The organism is Streptomyces sp. NPDC006487, assembly GCF_042870555.1.
Taxonomy (GTDB): domain Bacteria; phylum Actinomycetota; class Actinomycetes; order Streptomycetales; family Streptomycetaceae; genus Streptomyces.
The window spans coordinates 256429-275332 of the sequence record NZ_JBIAHN010000004.1; the positions used below are offsets into that span (position 1 = coordinate 256429).

Genomic DNA, 18904 nt, shown 5'->3' on the forward strand with positions numbered 1-18904 from the left:
TTCAGCGGGGCGAGAGCGGAAAGGTGAGCGTGTCGGCGCATGGCAGGCTGGGGCCATGAGGCTGCGTGATCTGCTGTCGTCCGAAGAGGCCCAGGCGCCTGCGGACCTGTGTCTGCTGCGCCTGCTGCGCCTGCCCGGCGGCGAACGGGACCTCGACCGGCCCGTGCTGGGCACGGTGACCATCGACCTGCCCGACCCGGGGCGGTTCGTGTCCCCCGGCGACCTGGTGCTGTCCGGACTGGCCTGGCACCGGCAGCACCGGCACGACCGGCACGACACGACGGCGGACCCGTCCGACGCGTTCGTCCGCGTCCTCGTGGAGGCGGGCGCCGTGGCACTGGGCGCGGGCGAGGCGCGGTTCGGCCACGTCCCCGACGATCTGGTGGAGGCCTGCGCCCGGTACGGACTGCCGCTGCTCGCGGTGGGCGTGGAGGTGCCGTTCGCCTCGGTCACCGAGTACGTGGCACGGGGCCGGACCGAGGAGCGGATCGGCGGCCTCGCCGCGCTCGTGGACCGGCACCGGCGCTTCAGCACCGACCGTCAGGCCGGGGCGGGGGCCGACGCCCTGCTCGAACTGCTGCTGGCCGAGCTGGACCTGCGCGCGCACATCCTTTCCCCGACCGGCCGGCAGATCGCGGGAGCGCGCCCTCCGCTGCCGGAGAAGACGGCCTCGGCTCTGGCCGGGCGGTTCCTTGCCGCCGAACGGGCGGGCGAGCGGGCCCCGCACCGTACGGTCGCGCGCGGGACGGCCTTCTCCCTGTTCCCGGTCCGCTCCGGAACCCCGGAGGGAGACGCCGCTCCCGGTGCGGCGCTGACCGACTGGCTGATCGCCGTCGAGGCCGACAGCGCCGACTGGAACGACGAACGCGTCGACCTCCTGGACCGGCTCGCGCGGCTCGTCGCGGTGGAGCGCGCCGGCCGCGACACCGACCGTACGATGCGGCGGCGCGCCGCCGAACGCCTGCTGGCGCTGGTCGGCTCGGCCGCCGCCGGGGAGGGCGGGCAGGCGCTGCTCGAGGAGGAAGAGGCGGCGGCCCGGCTCACGGCGGAGGCCGCGGGGGCCACGGGGGCCACGGGGGCCGTCGGCGCGGACGGCGCGGAGGACCAGGGAGGCCCCGGAGGCCCCGGAGGCCGGCTCCGCTGGCAGGCCGTGTCGGCCCGGCTGGACCCGAAGGGGGTGCACGGGTTTCCCGTGGCGGCGTCCGTGCGCGACCTGCTGGAGGAGGTCCTGCTGCATCCGCGCTGCCTGGGGCCGGACGCCGGACCGCGGATGGCCGTCACGGCGGCCGGGGACGGGGCCGAGGCCGTCGCCTTCGTGCTCGTCGGGGCGGACGGGCGGCTGACCCCCGACGCGGTCGTACGGGTCGCCGGCGGCTCGCTGCCGCGCGGGCTGCGGGCCGGGGAGCGGCTGGCCTTCGGCGTCAGCGACCCGGTGGGCGGGGCCGCGGAGTTGCGGCACGCGCTCGCGCAGGCACGTAACGCCCGGCAGGTCGCGGCACCTTCGGAAGCGGTCGCCGCCTGCGGGCCGGACGACCTCGCCGCGCACGTCATGTCGCTGCTGCCGCTGATCCCGGCCGAGGTCCGGCGGGAGTTCAGCCGCAGGCTGCTGGCCCCGCTGACCGACTACGACCGGCGCTACCGCTCCGACCTGGTGCCCACCCTGCGGTCCTTCCTGGAACACGACGGCTCCTGGGCGCGCTGCGGAGAGGCACTGCACCTGCACGTGAACTCGCTGCGCTACCGGATCAGCCGCATCGAGGCGCTGACCGGGCGCAACCTGAGCCGGCTGGAGGACAAGATGGACTTCGCGGCGGCCCTGCGGATGTGCTGAGCCGGCCGGAGTAGCCTCTCGATCCACAGAAAGATCATCGGCACGAGACCGAGGGGATCCGCGCATGACCCGGCACATCGAGTTCGAGCGACTGCACAACTTCCGTGATCTGGGCGGCTATCGCACACAGGACGGCTCCACCGTCGTGTGGGGCGCCCTCTACCGGGCGGACTCGCTCGGCAAGCTCGCGGGCGCCGACTGGGAGCGGTTCCTGGAGCTCGGCGTGCGGACGGTCATCGACCTGCGCTACCCCTGGGAGATCGAGGCGAAGGGCCGGATACCGGAGCCCGAGCGGTTCACGTACGCCAACCACAGCATCGAGCACCGGCCGTACGACCAGGCGGAGATCGACCCGGACACCGACCCGTGGCGGTTCCTCGCGGACCGGTTCGCCGAGGTCGCCGAGGACGGGGTGGCGGAGATCCGCGGCGCGATCGAGCTGCTCGCCGAAGGCCCGGGCCCGGCGGTCTTCCACTGCACCTCCGGCAAGGACCGCACCGGCCTGATCGCCGCGCTCGTCCTGACCCTCCTCGGCGTGGACGAGGAGCAGATCCTCGCGGACTTCGCCCTGACCGAGCTGGCGACCGCCCGCCTGACGGCCGACTGGCACGCCGCCCACCCGGGCCGCACGATGCGCTGGCCCTCGTACGGGCGGGCGCCCGCCGAGGTCCTGAGCCTGACCCTGGCCGATCTCGCCACCCGCTACGGCTCGGTCCACTCCTACCTCACGGACGAGGTCGGCATCACCCCGGCCACGACGGAGCGGCTGCGGGCCCGGTTCCTGACGCGGTGAGCCCGGGCGGCCCGCCTCGGGCCCCGTCGGCCGATCCCGTTCAGCCGGCCCGTCCGGACGACCCGTTCGGCCCGCCGCGCACGCCCACGACGGCACGTTCGCCCTCGGCCAGACGGTCGCCCCCGGCGGGCCTGACCTCGACGTCGCCGCCGCCCGTAGTGCCGGTGGTCACCCGCACCCGGCGGCGGACGCCGTCCGCCTCCAGTACGGTCACGTATGTCCCGCCGTCCGCGGCGGCCGAGACCGCCGAGACCGGAACCACCAGGACCTCGCCGCCCGTCGACGCCGCCTCGATCGTCAGGCGTACGTCCTGCCCGGCCAGCCCGGGATCCAGCGGCGCCTCGGGCTGGATGACCATCAAGTAGCCGTTGGGTGCGGGTGGTTGCTGACCCGATGGTTGCCCCGGGCCGGGGGCGGTCCGCTCCTGCCCCCGTGTGTCGGCGACCGATGCCACCGAGGCCGCCGCCGTCACGCCGGTGACCTCGGACGCGATCTCCACCTGCCGCCCCGGCCGTACCAAAGCCCTCTGATACTCCCGGAGATGGCCGTTGACCACGAGGTCCCCGGCCGACACGGTCAGCACCTTGCCGGACACCTGCGCCCCGACCTTGGAGGCGATCGAGTCCACCCGGGCGGGGAAGCCCGCCAGGAAGACCACCTCCGCGACGGGCGCCATCGGGCCGACTGCCGCCAGAGCCTCCACCAGGCGGGCCCGCGCAGTGGCCAAGTCCGCTTGTGCGCGCTCGACTTGCTTGCGCAGCTCGGTCGGGTCGACCTCGGGACCGGGGGTGGGGTCGGGGTCGGGGTCGGCACCGGATCCCTTGCCGTCGACCGCCCGCGGATCGGTGGCGCGAGGGCCCGGAGAGACGGACGGGGAGACGGACGGAGAGGGGGACGGAGAGGGGGACGGAGAGGGGGACGGAGAGGGGGACGGAGAGGCCGTCGGTGAAGCCGGGGCGGCCTTCCCGGCCCGGTCCACGGCATCCCGCGCGTCCTCCACGGCGCGCTCCGCCGAGGTCACCGCCGTGCGCGCGTCGGCCACCGAGGCGTTCCCGTCGGGCAGAGCGGGCAGCGGGTCGTAGCCGACGGAGGCGTAGAGCGCCGACAGCGCCGCCTTCGTACCCTCCCCGAAACGCCCGGCCCCGTCCGCGCCCGTGGCGTGGCCCAGCCGGGCGAGCGCTTGCTGCAACTGGGCCACGTCGCCGCCCTCGGATCCGGGCTTGAGGTCCCGGTACGCCGGGAGGGTGCCCCGTAGCGCGATGACCGGGCGCCCGGAAACCTCCAGCAGCACCCGGCCCTCCTCGACCCGGCTCCCCACGGCGACCGGCAGCTTCGTGACGACGGCACCGGCCGCGCCGGGGGCTGCGCCCACCGGGGTCACGTCCACGGACTGCCGTGCGGTGACGGTCCCGCGCACGATCACCGAGGCGACCAGCACCCGTTGCTCCACGGGGGCCGTCAGCACGCCCGCCGCAGGGCCCGCGGAGTCGGCGGCGGCCTGCGGCGGCGGCTTGATCACCTGCGCGACCGCCACCCCGACACCGGAGAGCAGCACGGACCCGGCCGCCACCCCGACGACCCATCTGCGCCGGCGCGGGAGCCCCGCGGGCGGCGGCTGCCGCTTCTGGCCATTCATCCGGAGGTCCCCCGCGAGCTGCCAATTCCGGTTCCGCCGGGGGTTTTTGGATCCCGTCGGCGGCAAGGTGCCCATTAGACCACCAGGGCGCTCCGACAAAGGAGACAGTCCGGGACATGCGGGCGATCACAGTTCCGCACAGCACAGCGGAGGCTCTCTCCAACCACCTGAAGGTGCTGCGCGAGGCCGGGATCGTTGACACGGAGTGGGCGCGGTCGCGGGCCTGGCGCTGGTCGCGGTCGTCTTCGGGCGCGGCACGACGGACGCCGAGCCGGCCTCCGCCTGACGCGGCGGACGGACGGGCCGGCGGCCCGGCCTTCAGCCGATCCGCGGGCTGCGGCGCTCCAGCAGGACGACGTCGCGCCACACGCCGTGGTGGCGGCCGATGCGCTGACGGGTGCCGATGACCCGGAAGCCGGCCCGCTGGTGCAGGGCCAGGCTCGCAGAATTCTCGGGGAAGATCCCGGACTGGATCGTCCAGATGCCCGCCGCCTCGGTCGAGGCGATCAGCGCGTCGAGCAGGGCGCGGGCGACGCCGCGGCCCCGGGCGCCGGGGTGGACGTAGACGGAGTGCTCGACCACGCCCGCGTACGCGCACCGGTCCGAGACCTTGGACGCGGCCACCCAGCCGAGCAGTTTCCCGTCCGGGTCGACCGCGGCGAAGCGGTGTTCGGGCAGCCTCGCCGCGTCGAAGGCCTCCCAGGTGGGGGCTTCGGTCTCGAAGGTGGCGTTCCCCTCGCCGATCCCGGCCCGGTAGATCGCCAGGACCTCGTCCGCGTGCGCCCGGGTGAGCGGCTCGATACGGATGCTCACGCCGACCCCGCCCGGGTCAGCAGGGCGCCCATGGCGGCGAGGACGGAGGGCTCCACGCGGTAGTAGACCCAGGTGCCGCGCCGCTCGGAGGAGAGCAGGCCGGCGTCCTTGAGCTTCTTCAGGTGGTGCGAGACCGTCGGCTGCGAAACCCCCACGTCCGAGATGTCGCACACGCACGCCTCTCCGCCCTCGTGCGAGGCGACGGCTGAGAACAGCCGCAGGCGCACCGGATCACCCAGGGCCTTGAACACCACCGCGGTCCGCTCGGCCTCCTCGGCCGTCAGCGGGCGCTCCGACAGGGGCGGGCAGCACGCCGCTACGGCGTCCGGCTCCGGCAGGGGCGACACCTTCGAGGGGGACATGCCCTCATCATCCCCAGACAATAGATGGATGTCTATGTTGACGAACGTCGATACAAGGTGCCAACCTGGAGGCGCCTAGACATCGACGAACGTCGAATCAGCAAGCCGGGCAAGTGCAGAAGCAGCAAGTGCAGAAACAGCCAGAAGAAGCAGTCAGGGGAGCTCTCATGAACGCATCCACCGAAGCCCTGCCCGTCGTCGTGATCGGAGCCGGCCCGATCGGCCTCGCGGCCGCGGCCCGGCTCGTCGAGCGGGACATCGAGCCCCTCGTACTGGAAGCGGGCCCCTCCGCCGCCTCCGCCGTCCGCGCATGGGCCCACGTACGCCTCTTCTCCGCCTGGGCCGAGATCGTCGACCCGGCCGCCGAGAAGCTCCTCGCCCCCACCGGCTGGACCAGGCCCGACCCCGCCGCCTACCCCTCCGGCGGGGACTGGGCCGAGCTCTACCTCCAGCCCCTGGCCGACGCCCTCGGCGAGCGGGTCCGCTACGGGGCCACCGTCACCGGAGTCTCGCGCACCGGCCGCGACCGCATCGTCGACACCGACCGCGAGGCCCAGCCCTTCGTCATCCACCACACCGCGCCCGACGGCACCGACGCCCGCGTCTTCGCCCGCGCCGTCATCGACGCCTCCGGCACCTGGTCCACCCCGAGCCCGGCCGGCGCCGGCGGCCTCCCCGCCCTCGGCGAGCGCGCCGCGGGCGACCGCGTCACCTACCGGGTCCCGGACCTCGGGGACCCGGCCGTGCGCGCCCGCTACGCCGGCAAGCGCACCGCCGTGATCGGCTCCGGAGCCTCCGCCTTCACGGCGCTCGCCCAGCTCGCCGCCCTCGCGAAGGAGGAGGCCGGCACCCATGCCTCCTGGATCCTGCGCCGCGGCATCTCCGGCTCGACCTTCGGCGGCGGCGCCGCGGACCAGCTCCCCGCCCGCGGCGCCCTCGGCCTCGCCGCCAAGGCCGCGGTCGACGGCGGCCACGCCGACGCGGTCACCGGCTTCCGCACCGAAGCCGTCGAGCGGGACTCCGACGGCCGGCTGATCCTCGTCGGCGAGGACGGCCGCCGCCTGGACGCGGTCGACGAGGTCATCGTCCTGACCGGCTTCCGCCCCGACCTCGCCTTCCTCGGCGAGCTGCGCCTCGGCCTCGACGAACGCCTCCAGGCCCCCGTCGCGCTGGCCCCGCTCATCGACCCCAACCAGCACTCCTGCGGCACCGTTTACCCGCACGGTGCGGGTGAGCTCTCCCATCCGGAGAAGGACGTCTACCTCGCCGGCATGAAGTCCTACGGCCGCGCCCCCACGTTCCTGGCCATGACCGGATACGAGCAGGTCCGCTCCATCGCCGCAGCCCTCGCGGGCGACCAAGAGTCGGCCGGACGCGTCGAGCTGACCCTCCCGGAGACCGGAGTCTGCGGCGGAGCCGGACTCTTCGACCAGCCCCCGGCAGCCTCCACCGGGGAAACGGGCGGCGGCGGCTGTTCCACCCCGGCCGCCCTCACCATCGGCGCCCCCTCCTCCGCCTGTTAACGCCGCAGTGCCTCCGCCGGCTCGATGCGGGCGGCGCGCCAGGCGGGGTAGAGGCCGGCCAGGACTCCCGTCAGCAGTCCGAGGAGCGGAGCGACCGCGACGGTGCCGGGGTGCACGACGGGGGTCCAGTCGCGGACGACGGCGACGCCGACGACGGTGAGGGTGCCCAGGGACGTGCCGACGAGTCCGCCCAGCGCACCCAGGACACCTGATTCGGCGAGGAATTGCGTGGTGATGTGGCGGCCCCGGGCGCCGAGCGCGCGTCGCAGGCCGATCTCGCCGGTGCGTTCCAGGACGGCGACCAGGGTGGTGTTGGCGATGCCGACGGCCCCGATGACCAGGCAGATCCCGGCCAGGATCAGGAAGAGCTGTTCCAGGTCGGAGGTGACCCCGCTGCGCAGCGTCCGCGGGTCCGGCGGCGGTACGGACTTCAGGTACTCGGGGTGGTCGGGGCGCAGTGCGGTGGGGGCGAGCCGGGCGACCTGCCGGGCGGCGCCGATGTCGGTCGCGATCAGCATGGTCGTGCCGTCGCCCTCGGGCGGGCCCCAGATCTCCTCGGCGGTGGTGCGGGGCACCGCGACCGAGAGGAGGAGGTCGGACTTGCGCTGCACGTCCTCGATGATCCCGATCACGGCGAAGGGCTCGGAGCCGATGAAGACGGCCGGACGGGTGTCGAGGGTGGTGATGCCGAGGCGTGCGGCGACGGACGAGCCGAGGACGGCCACGCGTTGCCGCGTACGGGAGTGGTACTCGTCGTAGAGGCGGCCCTGGGCCAACGTGGGGACGGCGGCCTGCAAGGCGCCGGGGGAGGCCGCGACCACCTCGGTGTTGTCGCCCCCGCCGCCGCGCCCGCCGACCGGGGCGGAACGGACCCTGCCGGCGGTCGCATCGAGCCGGACCGTGTAGAAGACGCCCGCGTGCCGGACCCCGCCCAGGCGCCCGACGCGGAGGTCCGCGTCGGCCGGGAAACCGGGGCCGGCGAAGGGGTCCTTGTTCCGGGCGATGTCCTCGACGGTCACCTCGGTGGCGGTGAGCAGGTTGAAGCGGCCGTCGATCTGGGACGAGGTGGTGGCGGTCAGGCCGAGGACCGCGACGAAGGTGCCGACGCCGAGGACCGTTCCGAGCGCCGTCAGCGCCGAGCGGGCCGGGCGCTGCAGGACCCCGGCGAGGGCCTCCGAGACGTTGTCGCGGGCGGTGAAGCGGGAGGGCTCGACACGGACGGCGGAGCGGGACCGTCGCCGCAGGAGCCGCCGGAGCCGGGGCGGGTTCATACGGGGGCCTGTTCGCGCAGAATGCCGTCGCGGATCGCGACGGTGCGCCCGCCGTGCGCGGCGACCTCCTGGTCGTGGGTGATGACGAGGACGGTCATCCCGTCGGCGTGGAGCTCGTCGAGGAGGGCCAGCACGGTGTCGGCGTTGACGGAGTCGAGGTTCCCGGTGGGTTCGTCGCACAGCAGCAGCGACGGCCGGGCGACCAGGGCCCGGGCGATGGCCACCCGCTGGCGTTCGCCGCCGGACAGCCGGGAGGGCGGCGCGTCGAGGCGGTGGGCGAGCCCCACCCGGGTGAGGGCCTCCCGCGCGCGGGCGGGGCGCTCCTTGCGGGGTACTCCGTTGTAGAGCATGGCGAGGGCGACGTTCTCCAGGGCCGAACGGTGCGGCAGCAAGTGGAAGGACTGGAAGACGAATCCGATGCGGCGGCCGCGCAGGGCGGTCCTGTCGCCGTCCCCGAGCGCGCCGGTGTCGATGCCGTCGATGAGGTAGCGGCCCGTGGTGGGTGCGTCGAGCAGGCCCGCGATGTTCAGGAAGGTCGACTTGCCGGAGCCCGAGGGGCCGACGACGGTGACGAACTCCCCGCGCTGGATGGTGAGATCGCACGGCTTGAAGGCGGCCACCGGCGGCGGGCCCGGGTACGTGAGGCCCACCTGCCGGAACTCGATGACGGGCGGCGCGGCCTCGGGCACAGTCTCGGCCACGACCTCGCGGACGGGCTCGCTGACGGGCTCGCTGACGGGCTCAGCGGCGGCCTTGGTCATGATCCGCCGCCGCTCTTGCCGCCGCCCGGCTGCTCGTCCGCGACGCCCGGTTCGACTCCGATGACGACCGAGTCGCCGTCCGCGATCACGCCGTCCCCGGTGGGCCGGATCTCCACGTAGCCGTCGCCGGTCGTGCCGGGCCGGATCTCGACCCGGCGCTGGGCCCCCGTACCGTCCACGACGGTGACACTGGTGCGGCCGTCGGTTCCGGCGGAGACGGCGGTCACCGGAACGACCAGTGCGTTCCCGTCGGTCGCGGCGGCCTCCACGGTGAGCCGTACGTCCTGACCCGCGAGTTTGGCGTCCAGTGCGGCGAGGGGGCGGACGAGCATCTCGTACCCGCTCGGACCACTGGGGGCGGGAGCCTGCTGGCCCTGCCCCTCCCCCTGACCGCCGTTCGGCGCGGGCGGCACCGACACGGTGTCCGCGACCGACAACACCTCGGCGGCCGCCGTGACCCCGCTGACCTCGGAGAGGATCTCGACCTTCTGGCCGGCGCGGACCAGGCCCTTCTGGTGCTCGGCGAGCTGCCCGCGTACGACGAGCGCACCGGCGGACAGGGTCATCACGGCGCCGCTGACAGCGGAACCCGGGCGGACGCCGACGGAGTCGGCGCGCGCGGGGAAGGACTCCAGGAAGACGACCTCGCCGGCCGGGACCATGGGGCCGGCCGCCGCGCGGGCCGCGGCGAGGCGCTCGCGGGCCTTGGCCAGGTCCTCCCGGGCGCGGGCCACGGAGCGGGCGGCATCCTGGCCGGCGCCCTTGCCGCCGGTGGCGCCCGGATCCCCCTTGCCACCGGCCGTACCGGTGCCACCCGTACCGGACCTGGCGGCGGCCTTGACGTCCTCCAGGGACCGTTCGGCAGTGGTGACCGCGTCCTCGGCGCCGTTGACGGCCTCGCCGCCGTCGGCCACCGCGGGCAGCGGGTCGTAGCCGATCGACTTGTAGAACGAGCCGAGCGCGGCCTTGGTCCCCGCGCCGAAGGTGCCCGCCTTGTCGGATCCCGTGCCGTGGCCGAGCCCGGCGAGGGCCTTCTGGAGCTGCTTCACGTCGTCACCGGTGGCACCCGGCTTCAGGTCCCTGTACACCGGCAGCGCACCGGGCAGGGCGAAGACGGGGCGCCCGGACACCTCCAGGAGCACCTTGCCCGCCACGACGGGATCCCCCTGCCCCACGGCGACCTTGGTGACCACGGGAGGGCCGGAACCTTCCCCGCCCGCGACCACCGGGGTGACCTGGACGGCCTGGGCGGAGGTGACCGTACCGCGCACGACGAGGGTGTCGCGCAGCACGCGCTTCTCCACCCGTGCGACGAGTACGTCCAAGGGCGGCGGGCCCGCCTCGGCCGCGGCCTGCGCCGGCGACTTGATCACCAGCGAGGCGCCGACACCGGCGGCGGAGAGCAGCACGGCTCCCACCGCCACGGCGGCCACCCAGGCACGCCGCCGGGACAGCCCGGCGGAGGGCTCGGCGGAGGGCTCGGCGTCGCCGGCCTCCTTGGCCTGCTCGGGCTTCTCGACCTGCTCGGCCTCCCCGACCTGCTCGGGCTTCTCGACCTGCTCGAGCTCCTCCGCAGGCGCGGCGAGTTCGGCCGGTGCCAGGTCCCGTATGCCGTCCGTCATCCGGCACTCTGCACGGCGGCGAAGCCCTCCGCCGGTCCCGGCAGAGGAACCGCCCGGCCCGGCCGTGGGGCGACTACGGACGAACCCCGTCGAAACGGCACAGCGGACCTCCCGGGACATCGTGCGATCACGGCCACCCTAGACCGCAGGCAGATCAACCTAACGGCACTCAGGCACAGTTGCGGAGGGGTGGACGCCGACATGGAAGCCCGGACGCAACCGCTACGCAGAATTCCGGCCAGACCTGTCGATCGCGGTCGGCTCCGGAAACTGCCCGACGGCCGGTTCGCCACCCGTCCGTGACCGGAAACACCACCGCCGGGAGCGGCTCCGGCGAGGCTTACCGGGGGTACCGCCGGTAAGACCGCTCCGTGGCGGTTTCCGGCCACGGCTATTCGATACCGGGTTGCCCGGTGAATTCTCGCGCGAGATTTCACCATTTCATTACCCGGCGGCAATTGACTGCGGGCGGCAGGAGCCCCTCGCCCGTCTCGCGGGGCCGCGGGCCGCAGCGGCCGGTGCCTTCGGGCACCCGGTCGTGGCTGCTCAGGTGGCTTCTACTGCAGTTTGACCGGAACGCCGCCCCAGCCCCAGGAGGTGTCGGTCGGCTCGGCGTCCGCACCCAAGCGCGTCTGCCCGTGGGTGGCCTCCTGGTAGGCCTCGACCGCGACCGGCGACAGCAGGGCGGCGACAGAAGCTGCGATGGTCACTATGCGGGCAATGCGGGTCATGGACTTCTCCAGGGGATGTATTGAGAGAACTCGGTGCGAGGTAAGTCTGGTTGCTCGCCGTTTTCCTGCTTTCGGGTGAAGTCTTTCCCACCGCCTATCCTGACAGCAATTGGTCACCCCCTTCAGCAAGGTGCGTGGCAGCAAGGCGAGGAGGGGACATCAATGGACATTAGCCGCGATGGTGATCTATCTGCGGTCCCGGATGGCTGGGGGAAGGCCGATACGGCTGTCTACGGGTGGGTCCTGGAGCAGGGACGTCTGGACGAACCCGCGGTGGCGGCCGGTCTGGGTCTGCGGGAGGAGGAGGTGCGGCAGGCTCTCGCCCGGCTCACCGCTTCCCAGCTGATCCGGCGCGACCCCCGGGATCCGGCGGAGGGTTTCGCCGTGTCGCCCGATGTCGCCCGTGCGGAGCTGGCCGCCCCCGTGCGGTCGCGGATCCGGCAGGTCGAGGAGGAGCTCGACCGTGCCCAGAAGGAGCTGGACCACTTCTCCGTGGAGTACCTCCGCCACGCCAAGCGGGGCAACGGCCAGTTTCGGCTGATCGGCAACATGCTGGAGGTACGGGTCGCTCTCACGCAGGCTTCCGAGCGGTGCACGGAGGAGGTGCTCTCCAGCCAGCCGGGGGGTGGCAGCCGGGTGGTCGAGGCGATGGGCGAGGCCCTGGCCCGCGACCGGGCGATCCTGGAGCGTGGTGTGCGGATGCGCACCCTGTATCACCACACTGCGCGTTTCAACGGTCCGAGTCAGGCGTATGTCGCGGCGGCTTCGGAGTTCGGGGCGCAGTACCGGACCGCGCACGAGCTCTTCGGCCGGCTCATCGTCTTCGACCGGGAGTTGGCCTTCCTTCCGCTGAACGACGGCTCGCGTGGTGCGGTGGCCATCAGCGAGCCTTCGGTGGCGTGCTATCTCGCCGATGTCTTCGAGCAGACCTGGACGCACGCCACGCCGTTCGCGGACGCGGCCAGTCAGGGCTTCGGCGAGGTTGCCCAGGAGATCGACCAGACCATCCTGCGGCTGCTCGCCGCCGGGTTGAAGGACGAGGCGGTCGCCCGCCGTCTCGGCATGTCGCTGCGTACGGCGCGGCGCCATATCGCCGACATCATGGAGCAGTTGGGTGCGGAGAGCCGCTTCCAGGCGGGTGTGGCCGCCGTACAGCGGGGGCTGCTGGATGCCGGGGAGATCTGCGCTCCCGTGGCGGACGGGGCCGGGGCCGGGTGCACGTCTACGGAGGCTTGAGTCCGGTCGCCCGGGCTCGGGCGGCCGGGGTCGGTTGGCCGGGGTCAGGCGGCCGGGGTCAGGCGGCCGGCTCGATGTGGATCAGTAGATAGCGCGCGGAGGCCGAGAGGTCGGCCGTCCATGCGCGTCCGGGGGGTACGTAGAGCAGTTCTCCTGCTCGCAGGCGGCAGTGGAACGGGGCTGTCGGGGTGTCGTTCCCCGTTCCCGGGTGGAGCGTCCAGTCGCCGCCGCCCGACAGCTGCTGGACGAGGGTGTGGGTGGAGTCGGGGCCTTGGCGGGTCTGCCGTGGTGCGTCGGGTGCGTCGTGGGTGATGCGTACCGAGGTGCCGAGTGCGGTGGACAGTTCGGCTTCCAGCACGGCGAGATCGGCTGCGGTGGCCTCCGGGTGGGAGCTCGGGTGATCGTGCTCGGGCCAGAGGATTGCCGGGCCGGCGTCCCGGTAGACCGAGAGGAAGAGTGCGAGCTCCTTCACGTGGCGGGCTCCGCTGCCGCTGGTCGGCATGTCCGTCCTCCTGCTGTTCTCGTGTCGGGGCCGTGACCAGACTGCGGCACCGATCCGGTCCGCGACAGTCACGTGATTCCGGTGCCCCGCGGCCGCCCGCCGGGGTGAGATGGTCCGGTTGGGGCCGGTTTGCTCCTGCCTCGTTTTGCTGCCAGGCACCTTGCTGAGGCCCGTGGGGGGTGGAGGGCGGGCGTCGGAGTGGCCAGGCTGGGTGAAGGAGCCGGCACCGTCCACCAACGAGATGGCCGCCTCGAGCCGCGACGCCCGGACGAAGGAACCCACCATGACCGACCCACTCGCCACATCTCCCCAGTTCAGCGACCGTGAAACGGATGTCCTCGGCCTGCTCATCGGCGGCGGCACCTACTGCGCCATCGCCCGTCAGTTGGGGATCAGCCCGCACACGGTCGACACCTACCTGCGTCGGCTGCGCGTCAAGACGGGAACGGCCAACCGCACCCAACTCGTCGTACTGGCCCTGCAGCAGGGCTACGCCAGCCGGACGGCACCCCATCAGCGGCGTACGGCAGTGCCCGCGCACGGCGCATCGGCCTCGGTGCAGAGCCAGTGACATCCGCTCCGGCGCGGCCGGGCCGGGTGCGAGGAGCAGCACCCGGCCCGCCACCCGCGCGGTCAGGCAGGGGGTACCGGCGTCCGGCTGGAGAGGCCGCGCGACGCGGTGATCGCGCCGCGCAGCCGCTTCGCGAGGTGCTCGTGGAACATGCCGAGGGGGAACTCGTCGGGCAGCACCTCGTCGCAGAGCTGCGGGAGCGGCAGCCCGAAATCGAGCGCGTCGGGCCCCTTGGCCCAGCGTGACCCCGGGTGCGGCGGGACCAGCGCGGTGACCAGGTCGTATCCGGCCAGCCAGTGGACCAGCCGGGGGCGGTCGACGCCGTCGTGGTAGAGCTGCTCGACCTGGGCGAGCAGGAGCGCCACCACCTCGGGCACCCGCTCCCACGCGATCCGCAGGGTGCCCTCCAGCCACTGCACGACCCCGTGGCGGCGCAGATGGGCGAAGAGCAGCTGTCCGGCCAGACTGTCGTAGTTGCGGACCCGGTCGCTGGTGACCGGGAAGCGGAACAGTCGCTCGAACAGGACGGCGTACTGCATGCGGCGGCCCACCTCGCGCAGCGGCCCGTCGGCGCCATCGGCGGCGAGCCGCACCGCCGCGCCGAAGGCGGTCAGGTCGCAGCGGAGCTCCTCCAGGGCGTACATCCAGAACGGCGCCCGCTTCTTGACCATGAACAGGTCGTACGGCAACGGGCCGAGGTTGTGGGTGCGGTCGTGGACGAGGTCCCAGAGGGCGAAGGTCTGCTGCGCCAGCTCCTGGTCCGCCAACAGCCGGGCGGCCTCGTCGGGCAGGTCGATCCCGAGGACCCGGACGGCCTCCGCCGCCACCACGCGGAACCGGGCGGACTCCCGGTCGCAGAACACACCGCCCCACGGGTAGCGCTCCGGGGGCGTGCGCACCGCGATGCTCTCGGCGAAGAATATGGCGTTGTTCCCCCGGTATTCGGGGGTGTAGTCCTCGAAGGCGAGCGTCACGAAGGCCGGATTTCCGAACGTGGTGCGTTCCAGTTCGGCCAGCCAGTCCGGCCACACCAGCCGCATCGCCAAGGCCTCGAACCTCACCACGGCGCGGGCGTTCTGACTGCGCATCGGGAAGAGCGCCAGGTGTTCCCGCCCGTCCCGGCGGTCGCCGGCCGGGTCGAAGGCCATGAGCGAGTCGAGGAAATCCGGTGCCCCGAAGCCGCTGTCGGCCCAACGGTTCAGATCTACGGCGAGCGCGCGGTGGTAGGCGGCGTCGTGCGGGAGCAGTGCGGTCAGCTCGCCCACCGCCTCGCCCATCCGGCCGACCGTGGCCCGCAGCTCGGCCGGGGAGGGGGCGCCGTCGGCGGAGAAGTCGATGGAGCCGTCCTTCCGGTGCCAGGGCCGGACGGACTCCACCGCGTTCTTGAGCACCGTCCAGGCGGGGTGGCCCGTGATGCTCCCGGGGGCGCGCGTTCGCGGGTGGGTCAGTGTGCTCATGTTTCGACTCCTGTTCTCGTGGCGGGGGTTCAGCGAAGGGTGAGCGTGCCGGAGCGGACGGTGTGCCGCAGGCCCTGGGTGAGCACCAGGAATCCCGCCGCCGCCCAGCCGGCGGCGACCAGCAGCTCGCCGAGGACGAGCGGCAGCGGCAGTGCGCCGCCCTGGGCCAACTGCCGTACGGCCTCCAGGCCGTGGCTGACCGGCAGCAGCTGGGCGAGCACCGCCGGGAGACCGTTCTGCGGCACCGGCGTGCTCACCCCGCCCACCAGCATCAGGACGATGGTGGTGCCGACCGTCAGGTACATCCGGGACTCCGGCATCCGCAGACTGATACCGGAGAGGCACAGGGCGACGGAGTAGGTGCCGAGGGTCATCAGTGCGGTCACGCCGATGATGGCGGGCAGTGCCGCCCAGTGCAGGTGGACCGGGAGCAGCAGGTTCATCACCAGCAGCGCGATCGTCGAGGTGATCAGGCCGTCGGCGACCCAGTGCAGGCCGCGCGAGGCCAGCGCGAGGAACGGCGGGGTACGGCTGAGCAGCAGGAACTGCAGGGTCCCCGAGCGGCGCTCGCCGACGGTCGAGGAGACCACGCCGAGCGCGCCCAGCGGGCCGAGCACGACGGCGTTGCCCAGGGCGAGGTAGCCCTGGGATCCCGGGGAGCCGAGCAGCTGCCCCAGACTCGCGAAGAAGAGCACCTGGCACAGCAGCCTGACCAGCCAGCCGCCCAGCCATGAGCGCCAGCCGAACATGGCGCGGTAGTCCTGATAGCTGGCGAGAGCCCCGTAGCCCATCAGCCGGAGGGTCGCCCCGACGGTGCGGCGAGGGACGGGGTGCGGAGTCGGGAGGGGGGTCGGGAGGGGTGTCGGGAGGGGAGCGGGGGGCGCCCCCGTCTGGCTAGTCATGCAGGATCACCCTTCCGCTGCGGATGGACGTCAGGACGCGGCGCAGGACCAGTACGCCCAGCAGGCCCTGCAGCAGGATCAGGGCGCACAGCATGCCCAGCCGCTCCGGCAGTTGGGTGACCGGACCGCCGGCAGCGGCGCTGCGGAGCAGTCCGGTGCCCCAGGAGAGGAAGAAGACCTTGGCCAGATCCCGGAACGGGAACGGCAGTTGAGAGGCGGGCAGGATGAGCCCGCCCAGCAGGTAGAACGGATAGGTGAGCGAGTTCTGCAGGGTCCGCGCTCCGCGGACCATGATCATGAGCCCGCTGACCAGCAGCGCGCTGCTCGTACAGCCGGCGGCCAGCAGGACCACGACCAGCACGGCGAGTCCCGGGTTGTGCAGCGCCACGTCCATTCCGAACACGCTGCGCCCGATCAGGACGACCTCGGCCAGGGCCGCCAGGGCGAGCACGGTGGTGGTGGCGATCCGCACGATCAGCGAGGTGAGGTAGCGCCCGGGGTTGAGCAGCGACAACTCCAGCGTGCCGTCCGACCGGTCGTCGTCGACGACCCCGGAGGCGACGAAGACGGAGTGCGCCCACAGGCTCATCACGAAGGAGGTCAGCGCCACCGTGGTGGCGAGGTCCTCGCGGTGATGGCGCTGCAGGAAGTGGAAGAAGACGAGCGAGTACAGCGGGATCACGGCCAGGGTGGCGAGCATGCCGGGAGAGCGGGCGATGATCACCCCCTGTGCTCGGGCGTAGGGGAGGATCACAGCGCGAACTCCCGGTCCTCGATGATGCTGCGGTAGACCTCGCTGAGACTGGGCGCGGTGACCGCGATCGAGGACGCCCTGACCTGGACGAGCAGCACCAGCGCCCGGGACAGGGTGTCCTCGTCGGCCGGGTGGGCCGTCAGGTTGCCCTCGGCGTCGGTGGCCGCGCCGCCCGGGAGCGCCGCGATGCGCGCGGCGGTCTCGGCGGGCACGCCCCGGGCCGTCAGCGTGCGGGAGGCGCCGATGTCGGCGAGCAGTTCGGTGGCGGAGCCGATCCGCAGGATCCGGCCGTGGTCGATCAGCGCCACCCGCGAGCACAGCGCCTGGGCCTCCTGCATGTCGTGCGTGGTGAGCACCACGGTGGTGCCGCGGTCCTTCAGCGTCCGGACCAGCTCGCGGAAACCGGTCGCGGCGTGCGGATCCATGCCGTTGGTCGGCTCGTCCATGATCAGTACGGTCGGCTCGCCGAGGAGTGCACGGGCCAGGTGGACCCGCTGCACCATGCCCCGGGAGAAGGTCTCGACCCGGTCGTCGGCGCGGCCGGACAGCCCCAGGAGCTCCAGCAGCTCGTCGGCGCGACTGCGGGCGGCCCGGGTGCCCAGCCCCTGCAGCGCGGCCCAGTAGCGCAGGTTCTGGCGCGCCGTCAGACGTCCGTACAGGCCTCGGTCACCGCCGAGGACCAGGCCGATCCTGCTGCGCACCTCGCGCGGCTGGCGGACGACGTCGAAGCCGGCGACCCGGGCGCTGCCCGAGGTCGGCACCAGCAGGGTGGTGAGGATGCGGGACAGAGTGGTCTTCCCGGCCCCGTTCGGTCCGAGCAGGCCGAGGACCTCACCCTGCTCGACCTGGAAGGTGACCTGGTCGAGCGCGGTGACCTCGCGGCCCCGCCTGCTGCGGTAGGTCCGGCTGAGATCGCGGATGTCGAGTACGGCCATCGGGCTCAGACCCCCCTGTCGGAGTGCGGCCACGCCGGGCGGCGGTCGTCGGGGCGCAGCGGCCAGGGAGTGAGCGTGCTCAGCTCGGTGAGGGCGGATTCGTAGCTGTCCGGGTCGACGAGCTCGCCGGGGACCATCAGGAAGTCCGCGATCGGCGTGCGGGTGATGGCGCCCCCGCTCCAGCGGTGCTCGGTGCAGCTGTCGCCCTCGCCGCGCCGCAGCGGGGTGGCCAGCAGCATTCCGTAGCGCGGTGCGGGTGAGGCGTCGGCCGGGACCGGGGCCGGGGACTGCTGCGGACCGCCGGCCTGTTGGGGAGCGCCGGCCTGCGGGAGAGCGCCGGGCCGTTCGGCGCGGCGCAGCCTCTCGGCCTCGGCCGGTGCGCGCAGACCGTCGACGAGTTCGGACGGCAAGGTGGCGGCGAGCCGCGGACAGGCACGCACCCGTTCGCACAGTTCGAGCAGCTCGGGTGCGAGCGCGAACTCCGTTGCGGCGGCGATCAGGCCGCTGCTGCACGGGGCCGCGGGCGAGGTCATGACGAAGACCAGGTCGAGGATGTCCTTGACGGTGAACGGGCGCTGGAAGCGCTCCTCCGCGAGGGAGAGCACGTCGGCGTGGGCCTGGTCCTCCGGCAGCGCGGCGCGCAGCGGGACCAGGCCCGGCTGGCCGTGGAAGGCGAAGGTGGTGATGTCGACGCAGTGGTTGGGGTCCAGCAGCGGATCCTCACCGGTCCACCACACGCCCGCGAACACGTGCCGCTGCCCGTCCGCGTACAGCTCGGTCAGTTCGGCCTCGTCGCTGTGGTGGCGGTCCGTGACGAGCGCCAGCACCTGCCACAGGGCGGCTTCGGTGGAGGTGACCACGTCGAGATCGCCGAGCGGCCGCAGCACGCCTTCGGGGTAGTAGCGGGCGAGGGACGGGCCCTTGACCACGCGGGCGCCGGGCACCCGCGCGATCTCCTCGGTCAGGCGTGCGTAGGTGTCGATCCGCCGGTGCAGGCGTTCCAGCTCGCCGCGCGAGCCGCTGCCCATCGGGGTGCCCTCGCGGACGGCCAGCGACAGGACGAGCGGGGCGAGCACACCGCGTACCAGCCGGGCGGCCTGCAGGAGCCGGCGCACGGGCAGGCTGCGGTCGACGTCGAGGAGCTCGTAGAGCAGGTCGAGGTCGATCTGAAAGGACGAGCGCGGATCAGGGGTCATCGGGAGCT

General features: G+C 73.2%; 18 protein-coding genes. 5 read left to right on the forward strand and 13 right to left on the reverse strand.

Features of this window, described 5'->3' with window-relative positions; all coding sequences use genetic code 11:
• The first annotated feature begins 55 nt into the window (after window positions 1–55).
• Window positions 56–1831, forward strand: a complete 1776-nt coding sequence (locus tag ACFYM0_RS08620) for a PucR family transcriptional regulator (RefSeq protein WP_388498165.1) — start codon at window positions 56–58, stop codon at window positions 1829–1831.
• 64 nt (window positions 1832–1895) lie between these two features.
• Entirely contained in the window at window positions 1896–2624 is a 729-nt protein-coding gene (locus tag ACFYM0_RS08625) for a tyrosine-protein phosphatase (RefSeq protein ID WP_388498166.1), read from the forward strand.
• 40 nt (window positions 2625–2664) lie between these two features.
• Here ACFYM0_RS08625 and ACFYM0_RS08630 read toward each other — a convergent pair whose 3' ends face one another.
• From ACFYM0_RS08630 to ACFYM0_RS08640, 3 genes are all read right to left on the reverse strand, one after another.
• Window positions 2665–4260, reverse strand: a complete 1596-nt coding sequence (locus ACFYM0_RS08630; RefSeq protein WP_388498168.1) for a hypothetical protein — start codon at window positions 4258–4260, stop codon at window positions 2665–2667.
• Between the two features lie 318 nt (window positions 4261–4578).
• Window positions 4579–5073 (reverse strand): GNAT family N-acetyltransferase, encoded by a 495-nt coding sequence (locus ACFYM0_RS08635; protein WP_388498171.1) that lies wholly within the window; start codon window positions 5071–5073, stop codon window positions 4579–4581.
• Window positions 5070–5435 carry an ArsR/SmtB family transcription factor gene (locus ACFYM0_RS08640; protein WP_388498174.1) on the reverse strand — a complete coding sequence of 122 codons (366 nt, stop codon included), beginning with the start codon at window positions 5433–5435 and terminating at the stop codon, window positions 5070–5072. Before ACFYM0_RS08640 ends, ACFYM0_RS08635 begins: the two co-directional genes overlap by 4 nt.
• Before the next feature lie 167 nt (window positions 5436–5602).
• Here ACFYM0_RS08640 and ACFYM0_RS08645 point away from each other — a divergent pair, with 167 nt between their 5' ends.
• Complete coding sequence (locus tag ACFYM0_RS08645; protein ID WP_388498177.1) at window positions 5603–6958, forward strand: NAD(P)-binding domain-containing protein; 1356 nt, start codon at window positions 5603–5605, stop codon at window positions 6956–6958.
• Here ACFYM0_RS08645 and ACFYM0_RS08650 read toward each other — a convergent pair.
• The 4 genes from ACFYM0_RS08650 to ACFYM0_RS08665 form a co-directional block, all read right to left on the reverse strand.
• A complete protein-coding gene (locus ACFYM0_RS08650) occupies window positions 6955–8229 on the reverse strand; it encodes an ABC transporter permease (RefSeq protein ID WP_388498180.1) in 1275 nt (424 codons plus the stop codon). The two genes, ACFYM0_RS08645 and ACFYM0_RS08650, sit on opposite strands and share 4 nt — an antisense overlap.
• A complete protein-coding gene (locus ACFYM0_RS08655) occupies window positions 8226–8990 on the reverse strand; it encodes an ABC transporter ATP-binding protein (protein WP_388498182.1) in 765 nt (254 codons plus the stop codon). The genes ACFYM0_RS08650 and ACFYM0_RS08655 overlap by 4 nt, the downstream gene beginning before the upstream one ends.
• Window positions 8987–10612, reverse strand: coding sequence for a peptidoglycan-binding protein (locus ACFYM0_RS08660; RefSeq protein WP_388498185.1), 1626 nt, complete (start codon window positions 10610–10612; stop codon window positions 8987–8989). Before ACFYM0_RS08660 ends, ACFYM0_RS08655 begins: the two co-directional genes overlap by 4 nt.
• Before the next feature lie 557 nt (window positions 10613–11169).
• On the reverse strand, window positions 11170–11343 hold the full coding sequence (locus ACFYM0_RS08665) for a hypothetical protein (protein ID WP_388498186.1): 174 nt from the start codon (window positions 11341–11343) through the stop codon (window positions 11170–11172).
• A gap of 162 nt (window positions 11344–11505) precedes the next feature.
• Here ACFYM0_RS08665 and ACFYM0_RS08670 point away from each other — a divergent pair, with 162 nt between their 5' ends.
• Window positions 11506–12579, forward strand: a complete 1074-nt coding sequence (locus ACFYM0_RS08670; protein ID WP_388498189.1) for a LuxR C-terminal-related transcriptional regulator — start codon at window positions 11506–11508, stop codon at window positions 12577–12579.
• A 58-nt stretch (window positions 12580–12637) separates the two neighbouring features.
• Here the strand turns inward: ACFYM0_RS08670 and ACFYM0_RS08675 are convergent, their stop codons facing one another.
• On the reverse strand, window positions 12638–13081 hold the full coding sequence (locus ACFYM0_RS08675; protein WP_388498191.1) for a hypothetical protein: 444 nt from the start codon (window positions 13079–13081) through the stop codon (window positions 12638–12640).
• 283 nt (window positions 13082–13364) lie between these two features.
• Here ACFYM0_RS08675 and ACFYM0_RS08680 point away from each other — a divergent pair, with 283 nt between their 5' ends.
• The gene (locus ACFYM0_RS08680) at window positions 13365–13652 is read left to right on the forward strand and encodes a response regulator transcription factor (protein ID WP_388498194.1); all 288 of its coding nucleotides are present in this window, start codon (window positions 13365–13367) and stop codon (window positions 13650–13652) included.
• Between the two features lie 62 nt (window positions 13653–13714).
• Here ACFYM0_RS08680 and ACFYM0_RS08685 read toward each other — a convergent pair whose 3' ends face one another.
• The 5 genes from ACFYM0_RS08685 to ACFYM0_RS08705 all read right to left on the reverse strand — a co-directional run bounded on the left by ACFYM0_RS08685 (window position 13715) and on the right by ACFYM0_RS08705 (window position 18896).
• Window positions 13715–15109 carry a DUF6421 family protein gene (locus ACFYM0_RS08685; protein WP_388498196.1) on the reverse strand — a complete coding sequence of 465 codons (1395 nt, stop codon included), beginning with the start codon at window positions 15107–15109 and terminating at the stop codon, window positions 13715–13717.
• A 29-nt stretch (window positions 15110–15138) separates the two neighbouring features.
• Window positions 15139–15900, reverse strand: a complete 762-nt coding sequence (locus tag ACFYM0_RS08690; protein ID WP_388498199.1) for an ABC transporter permease — start codon at window positions 15898–15900, stop codon at window positions 15139–15141.
• Window positions 15901–16003: 103 nt separating this feature from the next.
• Window positions 16004–16765 carry an ABC transporter permease gene (locus tag ACFYM0_RS08695; RefSeq protein ID WP_388498201.1) on the reverse strand — a complete coding sequence of 254 codons (762 nt, stop codon included), beginning with the start codon at window positions 16763–16765 and terminating at the stop codon, window positions 16004–16006.
• On the reverse strand, window positions 16762–17700 hold the full coding sequence (locus ACFYM0_RS08700) for an ABC transporter ATP-binding protein (protein WP_388498204.1): 939 nt from the start codon (window positions 17698–17700) through the stop codon (window positions 16762–16764). Before ACFYM0_RS08700 ends, ACFYM0_RS08695 begins: the two co-directional genes overlap by 4 nt.
• A 5-nt stretch (window positions 17701–17705) precedes the next feature.
• Window positions 17706–18896, reverse strand: a complete 1191-nt coding sequence (locus ACFYM0_RS08705) for a hypothetical protein (RefSeq protein ID WP_388498207.1) — start codon at window positions 18894–18896, stop codon at window positions 17706–17708.
• Between the last annotated feature and the right edge of the window lie 8 nt (window positions 18897–18904).

Bases quoted from the DNA above. Each gene is read 5' to 3' on its own strand.
- ACFYM0_RS08670 (WP_388498189.1), top strand. From the start codon at position 11,506: ATGGACATTAGCCGCGATGGTGATCTATCTGCGGTCCCGGATGGCTGG.
- ACFYM0_RS08625 (WP_388498166.1), top strand. From the start codon at position 1,896: ATGACCCGGCACATCGAGTTCGAGCGACTGCACAACTTCCGTGATCTG.
- ACFYM0_RS08645 (WP_388498177.1), top strand. From the start codon at position 5,603: ATGAACGCATCCACCGAAGCCCTGCCCGTCGTCGTGATCGGAGCCGGC.
- ACFYM0_RS08705 (WP_388498207.1), bottom strand. From the start codon at position 18,896: ATGACCCCTGATCCGCGCTCGTCCTTTCAGATCGACCTCGACCTGCTC.
- ACFYM0_RS08640 (WP_388498174.1), bottom strand. From the start codon at position 5,435: ATGTCCCCCTCGAAGGTGTCGCCCCTGCCGGAGCCGGACGCCGTAGCG.
- ACFYM0_RS08675 (WP_388498191.1), bottom strand. From the start codon at position 13,081: ATGCCGACCAGCGGCAGCGGAGCCCGCCACGTGAAGGAGCTCGCACTC.
- ACFYM0_RS08655 (WP_388498182.1), bottom strand. From the start codon at position 8,990: ATGACCAAGGCCGCCGCTGAGCCCGTCAGCGAGCCCGTCAGCGAGCCC.
- ACFYM0_RS08660 (WP_388498185.1), bottom strand. From the start codon at position 10,612: ATGACGGACGGCATACGGGACCTGGCACCGGCCGAACTCGCCGCGCCT.
- ACFYM0_RS08620 (WP_388498165.1), top strand. From the start codon at position 56: ATGAGGCTGCGTGATCTGCTGTCGTCCGAAGAGGCCCAGGCGCCTGCG.
- ACFYM0_RS08700 (WP_388498204.1), bottom strand. From the start codon at position 17,700: ATGGCCGTACTCGACATCCGCGATCTCAGCCGGACCTACCGCAGCAGG.
- ACFYM0_RS08690 (WP_388498199.1), bottom strand. From the start codon at position 15,900: ATGGGCTACGGGGCTCTCGCCAGCTATCAGGACTACCGCGCCATGTTC.
- ACFYM0_RS08665 (WP_388498186.1), bottom strand. From the start codon at position 11,343: ATGACCCGCATTGCCCGCATAGTGACCATCGCAGCTTCTGTCGCCGCC.
- ACFYM0_RS08680 (WP_388498194.1), top strand. From the start codon at position 13,365: ATGACCGACCCACTCGCCACATCTCCCCAGTTCAGCGACCGTGAAACG.
- ACFYM0_RS08650 (WP_388498180.1), bottom strand. From the start codon at position 8,229: ATGAACCCGCCCCGGCTCCGGCGGCTCCTGCGGCGACGGTCCCGCTCC.
- ACFYM0_RS08630 (WP_388498168.1), bottom strand. From the start codon at position 4,260: ATGAATGGCCAGAAGCGGCAGCCGCCGCCCGCGGGGCTCCCGCGCCGG.
- ACFYM0_RS08685 (WP_388498196.1), bottom strand. From the start codon at position 15,109: ATGAGCACACTGACCCACCCGCGAACGCGCGCCCCCGGGAGCATCACG.